Source organism: Haloarcula onubensis (assembly GCF_031624605.1).
In the GTDB taxonomy this organism is placed as follows: Archaea; Halobacteriota; Halobacteria; order Halobacteriales; family Haloarculaceae; genus Haloarcula; species Haloarcula onubensis.
In genome coordinates this window covers 17,028-31,611 of record NZ_JAMQOS010000009.1, presented here as the reverse complement: position 1 = coordinate 31,611, position 14,584 = coordinate 17,028, and the positions used below count along the sequence as shown (strand labels likewise).

The following is a 14,584-nucleotide window of genomic DNA, read 5'->3' as shown; positions in this document are numbered from 1 at the left end:
CACGAATCGATGGTCTCTCTCTCCACGCTCCGCCGGAGCGTCTATCTGCCGGTCGCCGTCTGCCTGCTCGCGGCCGCCGGGCTCCTCACGGTGGGGGTTCTCGAACTGGTGGCGCGGCCAACGCTGCTGCGTGCCGGGTTCACCGTCCTCGGTGCGCTCGTCGCACTGGTCCTGTTCGTCGGCTCGCGCGAGGGCCCGCCCTCGGACACCCGGGCCGTCCCGCCGGGCAACGCGGCGAAAGCGGTCGTGGCCCTCTCGGCGGCCGCCGTCCTCGTCACGGCCGCGCTGGGCTCCCGGTTGCTCCCGTTCGCTATTGTCCTCCCGCTGGGATTCGTGCTGGTCGCCCTCCAGCTCCGAGACGACCCCTCCGTGCCGTCGGTCCTGACACAGCTCTGTGCGCTCTTTCTCGCGCCGCGGCTCGGCAAGTACCTCACGACCGGCTTCTACTACGGCGGCACCGACACCTTCGCGCACGTCGCCGCCGTCGACACCCTCGTCGCGGCCCGGTACACGCCCGCGATTCCACACGGTTACGACCTCTACCCCGTCTTTCACTTCCTGGTCGGCACCGTCACGTACTTCACCGGGATGGCGGCCTACGACGCGCTGGTGCTTTCTGGCATCGCGCTGTTTACCCTGCTGGTCCCGCTTGCCTACCTCTTCGGAACTGCCGTCTTCGGCGACAGCCGGATGGGGCTGCTGACCGCGCTCGCCGCGACCGTCCTGGAGTTTTTCGCCTACCACGCGGTGTACTTCTACCCGCAGGCGCTCGCCATCCTGCTCATCCTCGTCGCCATGTACACCAACCGGCGACTCGTCGACGCCCGCGCCGAGGGCGCCTACCGCCACCACTCGACGTTCGCCCTGCTCCTGGTGGCGACGATGGTCGTCACGCACCACCTGACGTACCTGCTGTTCGCCGCACTCGTGGCCGCCGCCGTGCCCGTCTTCCTCGTTCGCTCTCGACTGTTCCGGGACGGGGCACTGCGCCGGACACTCAGCTATCGGTACCTCTTTCCCGGCTTCGTCGGCGGCCTCTTCCTGCTTGCCTACTGGGCGTACTCCCCGAGTCTCATCCTCGTCGGCATCGTCGAACTGACGCTGGGACTGCTGTTCGACGTGGTGGCCGTGCCGACGGCACAGCTGTTTACCTACGGGGCCACGCTACCCGTCGACACCCTCGCGCGCGCCGTCGCGTGGCTGCTGACGCCGACGGGGCTGTACGCCGTCGGCCTCGGGGCCGTCTTGCTGCTCGCCGCCTACGAACTGCTGGGCGAGTACGCGACGTACCGGCGGGGCTTTACGCTCACGGTCACCGGGCTCGGCCTCGCCGCGCTGTTGCTCCCGCTTCCCATACCGATTCCCCAGATAGAGCGCCTGACGTTCGTCGTCTCCCTGCTCGCCGTGTTGCCCCTGGCCGTCGGCCTCCGGCGCGCGCTGGCCGTCGAGTCGCGTTACGCGGTCGCGTCGCTGCTGGTGCTCGCGATGCTGGGCGGCGCGACGGCCTTTACCGTCCTCGCCGCCGACGACATGAGCCGGGTCTACATCGACGAGCGCCGCGAGCAGGTGTCGATGTCGGACACCGAGTACCGCTCGGTGACGACGGCGTCGGCGTTCCTCCGGGAGCGGGGCAACGGCACCGTCGCGACCGACCGGGTCACCAACCGGGCCTTCGAGACGACGCGATTCAACGCCACACGGCCGTTGCGGGCCCGGCCCACTGGCTTGCGGACCGGGGCGACGTATATCGTCACCCGCGAGCGATGGACAGACTACGTCGTCGCGCTGGGGCGGGGCCTGCGGACCGGTGACCTGAACACCTTCGCGGTGGGCCAGCGCCGCTTCGAGGCCGCCGAAGCGATGCAGACCAAAGTGTACACCACGGATTCGGTTCGTATCTACCGCAGCGACGACGGCTTCCGACGGCTCTACGGCGAGCCCGGTAGCGCCCGGAACAGCACGGCCCTGAGCAGGAACGCCACCGAGTAGGGGTGTGGCGAGATGCGGACCGCCCGCCCCAGGTAGGTGACGGCGCGGTCGTACTCGCCAGCCTCGTGGCAGGCCACGCCGAGGTCGGTGTAGAGCTGGTTGTAGTAGATGGGGAGGTACGGCTGGGCCGCGGGGACCCGCTGGCTGACGAGGTAGCCAAAGCGCGTGGCGTGCTCGCGGTACTCGTCGACGGCCATCCCCGAGGCCATCATGCTTCGCTCGTGGCGCCGCCGGGTAAAGAGGTCCGGACAGCAACAGACGCCCGCCTCGCTCGCCGCTTCGAGGACGTACAGCAGGTCCTCGCCCCGTTGCAGCCCCGTCTCGAACCGGACGCTGACCCGCTCGGTATCGACGAGGATGGCCGACGTGACCTCCGAGAAGTCGCCGACGAACACGTCGTAGACGAAGTCGTCGAGCGCCGTCGGTTCGCCCTGCAGACACAGCCCGGCGCCGGTCTCGGCCATGCGTTCGAGCTGGCGGTCCAGCTTGTCGGGCGTCCAGAGGTCGTCGGCGTCGAGGAAGGCGACGTAGCGGGTGTCGGCCCGGTCCAGCCCGGCGTTGCGGGCGTCGGCCGGCCCTGTGTCGACGTCGTCGACGACGACGAGTTCGGTGGGGACGGTCTGGTCGGCGACGGTCGCCTTCGCCTCTTCGAGCATCGACTCCGGGGTGTACTTCGGGCTGTAGGGAATCACGACCGACACCGGCTCGGTCACCATTCTGCCATCACCGTCCGGTGTATCTCGGTGAGTCGCTCGGCGTGGCGCTGCCAGGTCCACCCCTGGTCGAGCAGCCGCTGGTGGCCCGCCGCGCCCATCGCCCGCAGGCGCTCGGGGTCGTCCAGTAGCTCGTCCAGCACGCCGGTCAGCCGCTCGGGGTCGTGTGGCGGAACGAGCACGCCGGTCTCACCGTCGACCACCATCTCCGGGATACCGCCCACGTTCGAGGCGACCACCGGGGTGCCGGCCGCCATCGCCTCGTAGATGACCGTCGGCCGCCCCTCGCGCCAGCTCGGGTGGACGAGCGCGTCGGCGGCGACGTGCCAGCGCCGCAGCGCCACCGGGTCGAGCCGCCAGAAGGACTGGGCCGAGTGCGGGAAGGCGCCGAGCCGGTCCAGTAGCCACCAGCGGAGGTCCCCCTCGTGACCGACCGTGACGAGCATGACGTCGTCGCGGTCCAGCGCCCCGACGGCCTCGACCAGTTCTTTCAGCCCTTTCTCCTTGGTGTAGGCACCGACCGACAGCAACACCTTCGTGTCGGGCTCGATACCGAGTTCGTCCCGTATCGCCTCGCGCCGGTCGGTCGGGAACTTGCTCGGGTCCTCGCCGATAGGCACCGTCACCACCTTCCCGTCGTCGGCGAAGCGGCGCGCGACGCCGGCCAGTTCGTCGCTGACGACGAGGATGCGCGATGCGTACTCGATGGTCTCGCGGATGCGCCGCTGTGCGCCGTCGGTAAAGGAGTCGTAGTTGTGGAGGTCGACGGCGTGGCTGTTGACCACGAGCGGGCGGTCGTGGCGACGGCAGTACCGGAGCATCCCGTAGCCGTCGAGGTAGATGTCCGAGACGTGGACGATGTCGTGGGGCGTCGTGAAGGCGTCCTCGACGTAGCGGGTGACCCGCTTTTGCAGGGAGTCCCCAGAGCGGTGGTAGAAGCGCCGCTTTGGCACCCAGTAGACGAATCGCGGGTAGTGGGCGACGTAGGTCCCCCACCGCTCGGTCCGTGGCACCCGGCTGTACTCCGAGTACGGCCCGACCGGCGGGGCGTACGGTGTCGGCACGACGAGGTCCAGTTCCGCCGCGGTCCGGTTCAGCGCGTCGAACGACCGGTGGTTAAAGGGCGAGCGGACCGGCAGCGCGTGGCTCTGGTGGTGGATACAACACCCCAGCACCCGGTAGGGCTCGCCGTCGTCGCCGTAGCCGGGGCCGCTCATCGCGCTCCTCCACCGAGGCGTGCCTGTAGGCCAAGCACCGACCAGAACGCCAGTCGGGCGAGGTTCTTCGGGCGGGCGACGGTCCCCGCGTCGAGGTACTCCCGCGCCTCCGCGAACCGCCCCTCCGCGAGGAAGTGGCCCACGACCCCCATGCGGTGGACCCGACGGACCGGGACGCCGCGTCGTTCGAGGTCGGCCACGAGGGCGGCGTTGCGTTCCAGGTAGCGCCGGTCGTTCGCGACGTAGGCCTCCGCGGGGGCGTCACCGGTGAAGTGGGTCAGCGCCAGCGCCTCGTCGACGTAGGCGAGTTTCCCCTCGGCGAGCACCCGCAGGACGAGGTCCCAGTCCTCGTAGATGGAGAGTCCCTCGTCGAAGCCGCCGGTCCGGTCGAGGACGCGTCGCTCGACCAGCAGCGTCGAGCCCGGCCCCATGAACACCCGCATGGCGAGCAGCGACTCGGCGAGTTCCCGGCCGCCCTCGCGGGGCGCGCCGGAGCGAAACAGCGTCTCCGAGACGACCCCGGCGAGCCGCCCCAGCCGCGAGAGCCCGGCCGTCGCCACGTCGCAGTAGGCGCCGACCCAGCCGTCGCCCCGGCCGTCGAGGACCGCTAGCTGGCGTTCGAGCTTCCGGGGCAGCCACTCGTCGTCGGAGTCGAGGAAGGCGACGTACTCGCCCGTCGCGGCCGCGACGCCGGTGTTCCGGGCGGCGCTGACGCCGCGGTTGGTGTCGTGGGCGAGATACCGGACCCGGTCGTCCGCGTACTCCCCGACGACCGCTTCCGTGTCGTCTTCGCTCCCGTCGTCGACCACGAGGACCTCGATGTCCGCGACCGTTTGTGCCAGCGCGCTGTCGATGGCCCGGCCGACCACGTCGGCCCGTTCGTAGGCCGGGACGACGACGCTCACCGCAGTCACGCCATGACCTCCCGGTGAATCTCGCGCAGGCGCTCGGCGTGGCGCCGCCAGGTCCACTCGTTGTCGAGCAGCCGCTGGTGGCCCGCCGCGCCCATCTCACGGAGCCGCTCGGGGTCGTCGAGCAGGTAGTCGAGCGTCTCGGACAGCGTCTCGGCGTCGTGTGGTGGAACGAGAACGCCCGTCTCGCCGTCGACGACCATCTCCGGGATGCCGCCGACGTTCGACGCCAGCACGGGCGAGCGGGCGGCCATCGCCTCGTAGATGACGGTCGGGCGAGCCTCGAAGTGGCTGGGCAACACCAGCAGGTCCGCGGCGACGTGGAGCCGCCGGACGGCCAGGGGGTCGAGCTCCCAGTAGGCGTGGGCGGGGTGGGACAACTCGCCGAGTCGCTCCAGGAACCACCAGCGCAGGGCGCCACCGTGGCCGACGGCGGCGACGGCCACGTCCTCGCGGTCGAGCGACTGGAGGGCGGCGGTCAACTCCTTGACGCCTTTCTCCTTCTCGAAGCGGCCGACGAACAGCAGGAGCTTCGTGTCGGGGTCCAGCCCCAGTTCGCGGCGAATCCGGTCGCGGCTGTCGGTCGGGTAGTTCTCCGGGTCCTCCCCGATGGGGAGCGTCTCGACCTTGTTCGCCGGCGCGAACCGCCGGGCCACGTCGCTGAGTTCGTCGCTCACCGTCAGGACGGCCGAGCAGTAGTCGATGGTCTCGCGGATGTGGGACTGGACGCGGTCGTTGAATCGGTCGTAGTTCTTCAGGTCCCCGGCGTGAGAGAGGGCGACCAGCGGGATGTCGTTGCGTCGGCAGTACTCCAGACAGGCGTAGCCGTCGAGGTAGAACCCGCAGGCCTGCACCACGTCGTGGGGCGTCTCGAACTCGCGCTCGACGAATCGGGTGACGCGCTTGCGCGCGGAGCTGCCAGAGACGTGGTAGAAGTAACGCTTGGGCAGCGCGTAGAGGAAGCGGGGGTAGTGGACCTCGTAGGAGCCCCACCGCTCGCTCGCCGGGACGTGGCGATACTCGGAGTAGGGCCCGACCGGCGGTGCGAACGGTGTTGGCGACACCACGTCGAGGTCGACGCCGGTCGCGTTGAGCGCGTCGAACGACCGGTGGTTGAACGGCGTCCGTACCGGGAAGATGTGGTTCGGGTGTTCCGCCGCGCAGCCGAGGACGCGGTACGGCGTGCTGGTCGGCGCGGCGGGCGAGTCGGGTGTAGCTGACTTGTCGTCGGACATAAGGGGGCCACGCCGTTGGACGGCGGTCTGTTCGTCCTACCATACTGCGGACGCGGATATTACGTTTTCCGTGCCGACTGCCGCCGTGCGCAAACGCTTTTTGTACCGTCTATCCAACACCTAGCCGTGTGTCTTACACCAGATGTCTACCACGAGGGGAGCCGTGACGGCTCCGCTCGGCCGCCGTTCGTTCCTCGCCCTCGCGCTCGCCGCCTCTACCGCCGGCTGTTCGCTGTTCGGAGGTGACGGGATGCCGACCGAAACGCAGGCCACCCCGACAGCCGTGCAGTCGCTGGCCGAGGGCCACGTCGTCGCCGTCGGTCGGGACTTCGAGCGGACGACCGTCGAGACGGCCGGCACCGACACGCCGGTACAGGACGCGTTAGACGCCGTCGCCGACAGCGGCGGCCGCGTCTACCTCCCGCCCGGGCGCGTGACCGACCGCGGCCCGGTTCGCCCCCACGAGAACACCGGCATCTACGGCTTCGGCATGAACGTCTCGGTGCTGGAAATCACGGGCCGGGGGACCGACGGTATCCGCTTCGACCGCGACGAGCGGACCCACCGCGTCCAGCTAGACGGCTTCGAACTGCGCGGGCCCGGCGCGAACACCGGCACCGGCGTCGCCGTCCACTTCCTCCCGAACGAACGCGACGCTGCGACGGACCCCGCAGACCTCTACGTCGGCCGCCTCTACTGCCGCGAGTGGAGCAACACGGTGTACCGGGTCGACGAGGGCGTCGGGCCGTTCCAGTGTCGCCACGACTTCCTCCGGATGGACGACTGCGACGCCGGCGACCGCGACGGCCTCGTAGAGTGGCGTTCGGGGTACGGCCCGGCCAACTGGTTCGGGACTATCGTCGCCTACCCGACGGCGGGCAGGAGCGGCCGCGACAGCCGGCTGCTTTACCAGCGCGGCGGCGAGCTCTCTGTTCAGCACGTCACGGTCGGGACGACCACCGGCCGACTCGTCGACACGACCGGCGGGCGTCTCCACGTCGGGCGACTCCACTACGAGCCCGTCGGTCAGCGGTCGATTCCGTCGGCACTGGTCGCCATCGGCGACGACGCCGTCACGCGGGTCGACGACGTCATCGTGGACTCGGGCGCGGTCGACTACGTCTACGAACTCACCGCCGGAGCCGGCGACGCCGTGCTCTCGAACTCGACGGAGGGAAGCGGCGTCGTCCGGGAGAACGTCGTCCACGTCAGCAACCGGCTCGACCCCGACCGGCCGTCGTGGTACTTCGGCCGGGCGAGCGACGTCGACGTCGCCGGTTCCTGGCGCACCGGGAGCCTCCGTGCCCTCGGCAGAGCCGGGGTAGGGCTCGGCTAACGATTCACCGATAGGATTATTCCCCGACCCGACTTCTGAAACGTCGTGTCGGACCAGTCACCCGACGAGGACCCGTTCGTCACGGTCGTCGTCGTCACGTACAACTCCGCGGCGACGGTGGGGGAGACGCTGTCGTCGCTCGCCGGCCAGACGTACCCGGCGGACCGCTACGCGGTCCACGTCGTCGACGGCGGTAGCACCGACGACACCGAGGCCCTCGCCGCCGAATACGGCGCCGGTTTCCACGTCGTCGCGGGCGGGACCATCGGGGCCTGTCGCAACTACGGCATCGACCTGGCAGAGGGCGACTACGTCGCCTTTACCGATTCGGACTGTGCCGTTCCCGCGACGTGGCTCCGCTCGCACGTCGACCGCATCGCCGGGACCGAGGACCACGTCGTCGGCGTCGGCGGCCCGAACCGGCCGTTCCCGTCGGACCCGCCGTTCGCGAAACTGGTCGGCAGTCTCCAGGGAACGGTGTTTGGCTCCGGGGGGTCCCCGCAGTCCCACGCCATCGACCGGGTCCGGGAGGTCCGCTCCGTGGCCTGCTGTAACGTCTGCTACGACGCGTCGGTCTTCGAGGAGCACCGCTTCGACGGCGAGATAAACGTCGGCGAGGACGCCGAGTTCCACTTCCGACTGTCGGAGGCGGGCTACCGCTTCCTGTTCGACCCCGCTATCGCCGTCTCGCATCACCTCTCGGCGACCTTCGCCGACTACTGCAAGAAGAGCCGCTCGTACGGCTACGCGATGGCTCGCATCCAGCGACGCCACGGGAAAGTCATCCGCTGGTACTCGGCGCTGCCCTCGCTCGCGCTGCTTGGTGGCTCGCTGGCCGGACTCGACGACCTGCGCCGGGGACGCCTGCGAAACGCCCCGCTGCTCGCGCTCTCCTTCCTCCTCGTCAGTGGCTACGCGACGCGGCAGGTGTATCGGGACCGGCGCAGCGGGCTCGCACTGCTGGTTCCGGTCATGCTCGCGGCCCAGTACACCTACTACGGTATCGGCTTCGCTGAGGGGCTGACGACGCCCGAGCCGGTCCCACAGGAGCTTCCGTAGACCCAGACCATCCGGGTTGCCCTCGCTACGCCCGGTAGATGCCGATGGCCCAGTGGTGTTCACCGAGCAGTTGGTACCCCAGCCCGAGGTTGCCGTCGACCACGCAGTGCCACCCCTCGCCGTCGTACCACGGGTCGACCGTGTGCATGGCGCCGGAGTTCCACCCCAGCCCGCCGGGCGGGGTCAGGGCCGGCGACCCGGCCCGTTCCTCGTCGACGTAGGTCGTGGGCGTGAGCTCGGAAATCTCGTAGGCACGCACCGACTCCCCGTAGCGGCGCTCGCAGTCCTGGTAGAACGCCAGCACGTGGTCGTCGAAGACGAGAGGACGGCCCCCCGGTCTGGCGGCGCGGGGCCGGTCCGCGACGACGGGGTTGTCGTCGTGGCCGGTCCAATCGTCGGCTTCGAGGTCGTCGCTGTAGTAGGCGTAGAGGTCGGTGCCGTCGCCGACGAGCGCCCACCACCGGCCGTCCCAGCGGAACGGGCTGAAGTCGTGTAGCGGGGTCGACGGTTGCACCAGTTCGGCCACGGCGGTCCAGTCGTGCGGGAACGACTCGGCCCGGTAGAGGGTGACGCCGGCCGGCCCCCGCTCTTTGGCCCAGCGGTCCGGCACCATGTAGTGCTCGCCGTCGGCCCGGAAGACGTAGGGATAGGAGAGGTGTTCGTCGGTTTCGAGGACGATGCGGTCGTAGCGCCAGTCGTAGCCGTCCGGGCTCGTCGCGTGGCCGATGGCGGCCGTCGGCTCGCGGTTGTGCGTGTACACCTCGAAGAACATGTGCCAGTCGCCGGTTTCTGTGACGTACAGGAAGGGGTCGGCGACGCAGTCAGTCCGTCCGAAGTCCGTCACGTCAGCGGCCGTGAGGACGGGGTTGATACCTGCCGTCGGGACGAACCGCGCGGGGGCTCTGTCGGCGTCGCTCGGAAACGTCGGGACCGTCGGGCCGCCGTACCGGCCGCTCAGGTCCGCCGCCTCGGGGCGGACCGTCGGTCCGGCCTGTCGCATGTGCAGCGCCTCGCCGAGGTGCCAGGCCACCCGCTCGACAAGGGGCGTCCCGGCGAGCGTGGTCCGGACCCCGCTTGCGAGCGGGTCCAGCCGGTAGCGAGCGTGTGCGAGGAACTCGTTTTCCTTCGGGTCGTCGGCCATTGTATTTCCTGTGTGGCGGGACTACTTAATCCCATCTGCGACCGCGTAGTAGGGCGGTTAGAACCCGGTCCCGGCGGTTCCGAGCGCCCGGAAGCCGCCGGTCGCACCCTCGCTGTGGGTCACGTCGACGTCGTCGGGCGAGCCCTGGTAGAGCGACGGCGCCGCGGGGTCGACCGGGTGTGCCAGGTTCACGTAGTTGGTCGTGATGTCCGCCTCGGCGCCCAGTTCGATGTACGGGCCCAGTATCTTCCGGTCGGGGCCTCGGCCGTTGTAGCTGTCGTACCCCAGTTCGTAGACGTAGTCGGCGACGCCGGTGACGTGTTTCACCGTCCCGATGACGGCGGTGCCGTGGCCCAGCAGGCGGACGATAGCCGGCGGGTTCGTCGGGTTCGTCGTCGGTTCCCAGTGGACGTTGCCGAAGTGGACGAGGCCGTCCCAGGTCTGCTCGACGGCGACCCCGGCGGAGCCGCCCATCGTCAGGAAATCGACGGTCTGGGTGCCACCGCGGGAGAAGAACACCGTCGTGTTCTGCCCGCTGACGGTCGCGCTGGGGTAAGCGGCGATAGTGCCGAACCAGTTGGCCGGCCCGTAGTACGACCGGAACTCGAAGAGGCCGTCCTGGTCGCCGGCGTCGCACTCGTAGATGGTGAGCTGTTCGTGGCGACACTGGAACGGGCCGACGTTCTCGTCGACCCGATACACCGAGTTGTTCCAGCCCCAGAACAGCAGCCGGCCGACGAGGAGGTCCTGCGTGTCCCGGTTCGTGTGGTGGACGGCGACGCCGGTCGGCTGGTTCCCGGCGGGGACGTTCAGCGCGAAGCCGTCGAGTTTGACACGACTGGTGCCCGACTCGCGGTCGAACAGGATGCCGTCGGCGCTCCGGTCGGTGATGGAGACCTTCGAGAGTTCGACGCCCAGACCGAGTATCTGTGTCTCCTCGTAGGGCCGGATGGGGCCGGTCTCTTCGACGACGCCCGTCGGCAGGCGGACCTCGCCGCCGCCCGCGGCCGCCACGATGTCCAGCGCGTCCTGGATGGGGGTGCTGGTCGTCGCCGGGTCGACCGACCGCGGCGCGGAGTTGTTCCGCCCGAGCGCGACGACGAAGCCCTGCAGCAACAGCGAGGTGATACCGTCGCCCTCGACCGTCGAACCGCCGCCGGCCCCGATGGTCCCCAGTTGGGTCCACGAGCCGCCGTCGCCGATGTAGACGTTCCCGGTGTCCGTCGCGAGGAACTTCGCGCCGGTCTTTGCGACGTAGTTCCCGCGGCTGGCGTCGGTGTCGCGGACCTCGACGTCCGTGTCGATGCGTTCGAAGTTGCGGTTCAGCGGTTCGTCCCAGTTGAGGCTGCCCTCGGCCGGGGTCTCGTATTGGTGGTTGTCTGTCATCGGTTAGCTCCCCCCGACGCCGCCGAAGCCGTAGTCGCCGTAGCCGACATCGCCGAACTCGTCGTTCGGCACCGGCGTCAGCGTGGGCGTCGGTGTGGGTGTTGGTGTCGGCGTCGAGTCCCCGGTGGACCCGCCGCTGTCGCCGCCGTCTGTGCCGGTCGCGTCGCCGTCGGCGTACAGCGCCGCGACCTGGTCGGCGGTCAGCGCCACGTCGTAGACGCGGACGTCGTCGACGGCGCCGTCCATCGCGTAGTAGCTGGTGTAGCCGTTGTCGCCGTAGCCGACGTACAGCGACCGGCTGCTCGGGACGACGGCCCCCGACTGGGAGCTGTCGCGGTCGGCCGCCTCGCCGTCGAGGTACAGCACGAGCGCGTCGCCGTCCCACGTACAGGCCACGTGGTGCCACTGACCGTCGTGGGTCGGGGCGCTCGGATTGACCGCGGCCCGGCCGCTCTCGACGCCGACGTGCGCTCTGATACTGTCTGGCGTCTGGACGTCGACGGCGTATCCCTCCGCGCCGTAGCGGCTGTCGGCCTTCTGGACCACGGTCTGTTCGTTCGCGCCGCTCGTCGTCCGGTACCAGCCGGCGAACGTGAGCGCCGCCGTCGGCGTCAGGACGCCGGCGTCGGGCACCTCGACGTAGTCGTCCGCGCTCGCTCCGAACGCGATACCCGACCCGCCCGACACCCCGTCGGTGTCCAGCGTCGGCGAGCCGCGGACGAAGCCGTCCGACCCCCCGGCGCTGTCGGCGACGGTCGTCCCGCTCGTCTCCGAGAAGCGCCAGCGGGCCACCGGCACCGGCCGGGTGCTGGGGTCGGTGGTGTCCGACCCGTCTTCCGTCGGCGTGGGTGTGGGAGTCGGCGTGGGCGTTGCAGTCGGGGTCGGCGTTGGTGTGGGCGTTGGGGTCGGCGTCGGAGTTGGTGTCGGCGTCGGTGTTGGCGTTGCCGTCGGGGTGGAAGTCGGCGTCGGTGTTGGTGTCGGGGTCGCAGTCGGCGTCGACTCCGTCAGCCCGGCGCCGTCGAACAGGGCGCCGACCTCCGTCGCGGAGAGCGCGCGGTCGTAGACCCGAACGTCGTCGATGGCCCCGTCCATGTCGTAGTAGCTGGTGTAGCCGTTGTCGCCGTAGCCGATGTACAGCGGTCGGTCCGAGTGGACGACCCGCCCCGACTGTGACCCGTCGCGCCCGACCGCCTCGCCGTCCAGGTACATGACCATGACGGCGCCGTCCCACGTGCACATGAGGTGGTGCCACTGGCCGTCCTGTGTCGCCACCCCCCAGGGGTTGACCGACGCCCGGCCGCTCTCGACGCCGACGTGGGCCCGCAGACTGTTGGTGGTCTGGACCTCGACGGCGTAGCCGGTGTCGCCGTAACGGGCGTCGGCCTTCTGGACGACGGTCTGGCTGTTCGCGCCGCTGTCGGTCCTGAACCAGCCGCCGAAGGTGAGTTCGTCGGGACCGAGCGCACCCGCGTCGGGCACCTCGACGTAGTCGTCCGGGCTGGGTCCGAAGGCGACGGCGGCCGTCCCGTAGACGCCGGCGACGCCCCGCTGTGGCTCCCCGCGGACCGTCCCGTCGTTGCCGCCGGCGACGTCGCTGACCGACCCGCTCGTCCCGTCGAGCGGCCAGTGCCCGACGAGCCCGTCGCTGGGCGAGGAGAGCGACGCCGCGAGCAGCGCCGGGGAGACCCCCTCGGCGACCGACCAGGCGACACCACCGTAGCCGAGCCGGTATGTCGGGCTCCCGTCGGTGCCGAGACACCCGGCGAGCGACGTCGCACCGACCGCACTGACCCCTGTGAGCTTCAGCAGTGTCCGCCGTGTCACGGCAGTTTCGTCGTCATCTGATGGTGGTTCCGTAGCCATCTACCGGACAACTATTAGCAGTAAATATATCCTTTACTACTACAGTTGTCGATTGTATCGATGAATTAAGACAGTTCGATTCGGGAAGTTTCGACGCGGTGCCGGGATTTTGCGTAGAGTGGTCCCAGAGACGGACGATAACCGGGCCGCTCGCTGTACGATTGCTGTCGAATTTCCGCTGCCAGCGACGACGGAGCAGTGGCGGCGGTCCGTCTGCCCGCCGACCGGGAGCGCCGGCCACTCGCGGTGTGTTCCGGATTGCCGCTCGATACCTGCTGTACTTCTCCAGCTGATGACCGATTAATCCTTAAATAGTTACGCGACTTCGATAGCGCATGAATCGGAAACCCGAGCCCCGTCCACGGGGTTCGTCACGCGTCTCACGGCGGCGACTGCTGGGAACGCTCGGTGCGGTCGGGTTGACCGGCGCGTTCGCGGGCTGTTCGTCCGGCGGTCGGGACGCGGCCCGGGGAACGGACACGCGAGCGGGGACACCGTCCGGAAGCGGGGGGCCGGGTGGCGACCGCGGACCGACGAACTACTTCGAACAGGGGCCGACCGTCGGCGTCGAACCCGTTGCCACGGGGCTGGTCTCGCCGAACGCGCTCGTCGCCGCCGACGGCCGACGGTTCGTCCTCGACCAGGTCGGGCAGGTGTACGTCCTCGGCGACGACGGCGTCGAGTCGACGTTTCTGGACCTCTCGGACCGACTCGTGGCGCTCGGACAGGACCTCCCCAACTGGATTGCCTACGACGAACGCGGACTGCTGGGGCTGGCCTTCCACCCCGACTTCGCGACGAACCGGAAGCTGTACGTCCGCTACAGCACGCCGGCCGAAGACCCGGAACTGGACCACCGCGAGATACTCTCCGAGTTCACCGCCACCGCGGACCGGGACGGCGTCGACACGTCGAGCGAACGCGTCCTGCTGGATATGCCCTGGCCCCGCCCCATCCATCAGTCCGGGACCATAGAGTTCGGCCCCGACGGCTACCTCTACGGCGCGCTGGGCGACGGTCTGAACCCGTTCAACGGCCAGGACCTCGACAACCTCAAGGGCTGTATCGTCCGCATCGACGTGGACGGCCGCACCGGCGACCTGCCATACGGCATCCCCGGGGACAACCCGCTCGTGGGCGTCCAGGGCCGCGACGAACTGTACGCGTGGGGGCTTCGCAACCCCTGGAAGATGGCCTTCAGCGGCGACCGGCTCATCCTGGGCGACGTGGGCCAGGCCACCTGGGAGGAGGTCAACGTCGTCGAGAAGGGCGGGAACTACGGCTGGCCGCTCAAGGAGGGCTTTCACTGCCACGACCCGCAACTGGGGACCAGCGCCGAGGGGGAGTGTGTCGTCGAGTCCGCCCGGGGGGAACCGCTCGTCGACCCCAAACTGGAGTTCCCGCACTTCGACGAGGCGGGCGACGCGGTCGGCTTCGCCGTCATCGGCGGCCACGTCCACACCGGCGATATCGACCCGCTGCGGGACGACTACCTCTTTGGCGTGTTCACGAGTTCCTTCACCAGTCCCGCCGGACGCCTCGTCGCGGCGACGCCACGGGACTCGGGGCGCTGGCCGACCCGCGAGGTCCGGGTCGAGGGCGGGCTGGACATCCAGGTGCTGTCGCTCGGGCAGGCCGACGGGGACAGCTACGTCCTCGGGACGCGGGCGGCGCTGGCGGAGGACCCGCTCACGAGACAGGAGGGCGTCGTCTACCGGCTGACGAGTTGAGCCG

Annotated in this window: 11 protein-coding genes; 4 read left to right on the top strand and 7 right to left on the bottom strand. The window is 69.7% G+C overall.

Going from position 1 to position 14,584, the window contains the following annotated elements; translation table 11 throughout:
- Nucleotides 1-9 precede the first annotated feature (9 nt).
- Nucleotides 10-1,989, top strand: a complete 1,980-nt coding sequence (locus NDI86_RS20925) for a hypothetical protein (RefSeq protein ID WP_310902214.1) — start codon at nt 10-12, stop codon at nt 1,987-1,989.
- On the opposite strand, the gene NDI86_RS20920 is transcribed toward NDI86_RS20925, so the two are convergent.
- From NDI86_RS20920 to NDI86_RS20905, 4 genes are read right to left on the bottom strand one after another with little or no spacing between them, the layout of a single operon-like run.
- The gene (locus tag NDI86_RS20920) at nt 1,929-2,705 is read right to left on the bottom strand and encodes a glycosyltransferase (protein ID WP_310902213.1); all 777 of its coding nucleotides are present in this window, start codon (nt 2,703-2,705) and stop codon (nt 1,929-1,931) included. The two genes, NDI86_RS20925 and NDI86_RS20920, sit on opposite strands and share 61 nt — an antisense overlap.
- Nucleotides 2,699-3,919 (bottom strand): glycosyltransferase family 4 protein, encoded by a 1,221-nt coding sequence (locus NDI86_RS20915; protein WP_310902212.1) that lies wholly within the window; start codon nt 3,917-3,919, stop codon nt 2,699-2,701. Before NDI86_RS20915 ends, NDI86_RS20920 begins: the two co-directional genes overlap by 7 nt.
- Nucleotides 3,916-4,833, bottom strand: coding sequence for a glycosyltransferase family 2 protein (locus NDI86_RS20910; protein ID WP_310902211.1), 918 nt, complete (start codon nt 4,831-4,833; stop codon nt 3,916-3,918). The genes NDI86_RS20915 and NDI86_RS20910 overlap by 4 nt, the downstream gene beginning before the upstream one ends.
- Nucleotides 4,830-6,065, bottom strand: coding sequence for a glycosyltransferase family 4 protein (locus tag NDI86_RS20905; RefSeq protein WP_310902210.1), 1,236 nt, complete (start codon nt 6,063-6,065; stop codon nt 4,830-4,832). The genes NDI86_RS20910 and NDI86_RS20905 overlap by 4 nt, the downstream gene beginning before the upstream one ends.
- A 163-nt stretch (nt 6,066-6,228) precedes the next feature.
- Between NDI86_RS20905 and NDI86_RS20900 the strand changes: the two genes are divergently transcribed.
- Nucleotides 6,229-7,401, top strand: a complete 1,173-nt coding sequence (locus NDI86_RS20900) for a hypothetical protein (RefSeq protein WP_310902209.1) — start codon at nt 6,229-6,231, stop codon at nt 7,399-7,401.
- A gap of 45 nt (nt 7,402-7,446) precedes the next feature.
- Nucleotides 7,447-8,460 carry a glycosyltransferase gene (locus NDI86_RS20895; RefSeq protein WP_310902208.1) on the top strand — a complete coding sequence of 338 codons (1,014 nt, stop codon included), beginning with the start codon at nt 7,447-7,449 and terminating at the stop codon, nt 8,458-8,460.
- A 25-nt stretch (nt 8,461-8,485) separates the two neighbouring features.
- Here the strand turns inward: NDI86_RS20895 and NDI86_RS20890 are convergent, their stop codons facing one another.
- From NDI86_RS20890 to NDI86_RS20880, 3 genes are read right to left on the bottom strand one after another with little or no spacing between them, the layout of a single operon-like run.
- Nucleotides 8,486-9,601, bottom strand: coding sequence for a glucosamine inositolphosphorylceramide transferase family protein (locus tag NDI86_RS20890; protein WP_310902207.1), 1,116 nt, complete (start codon nt 9,599-9,601; stop codon nt 8,486-8,488).
- Nucleotides 9,602-9,658: 57 nt separating this feature from the next.
- Complete coding sequence (locus tag NDI86_RS20885; RefSeq protein ID WP_310902206.1) at nt 9,659-10,987, bottom strand: hypothetical protein; 1,329 nt, start codon at nt 10,985-10,987, stop codon at nt 9,659-9,661.
- Nucleotides 10,988-10,990: 3 nt separating this feature from the next.
- Nucleotides 10,991-12,850, bottom strand: a complete 1,860-nt coding sequence (locus NDI86_RS20880; protein ID WP_310902205.1) for a LamG domain-containing protein — start codon at nt 12,848-12,850, stop codon at nt 10,991-10,993.
- A 335-nt stretch (nt 12,851-13,185) separates the two neighbouring features.
- Here NDI86_RS20880 and NDI86_RS20875 point away from each other — a divergent pair, with 335 nt between their 5' ends.
- Nucleotides 13,186-14,580 carry a PQQ-dependent sugar dehydrogenase gene (locus NDI86_RS20875; protein ID WP_310902204.1) on the top strand — a complete coding sequence of 465 codons (1,395 nt, stop codon included), beginning with the start codon at nt 13,186-13,188 and terminating at the stop codon, nt 14,578-14,580.
- Nucleotides 14,581-14,584 lie beyond the last annotated feature (4 nt).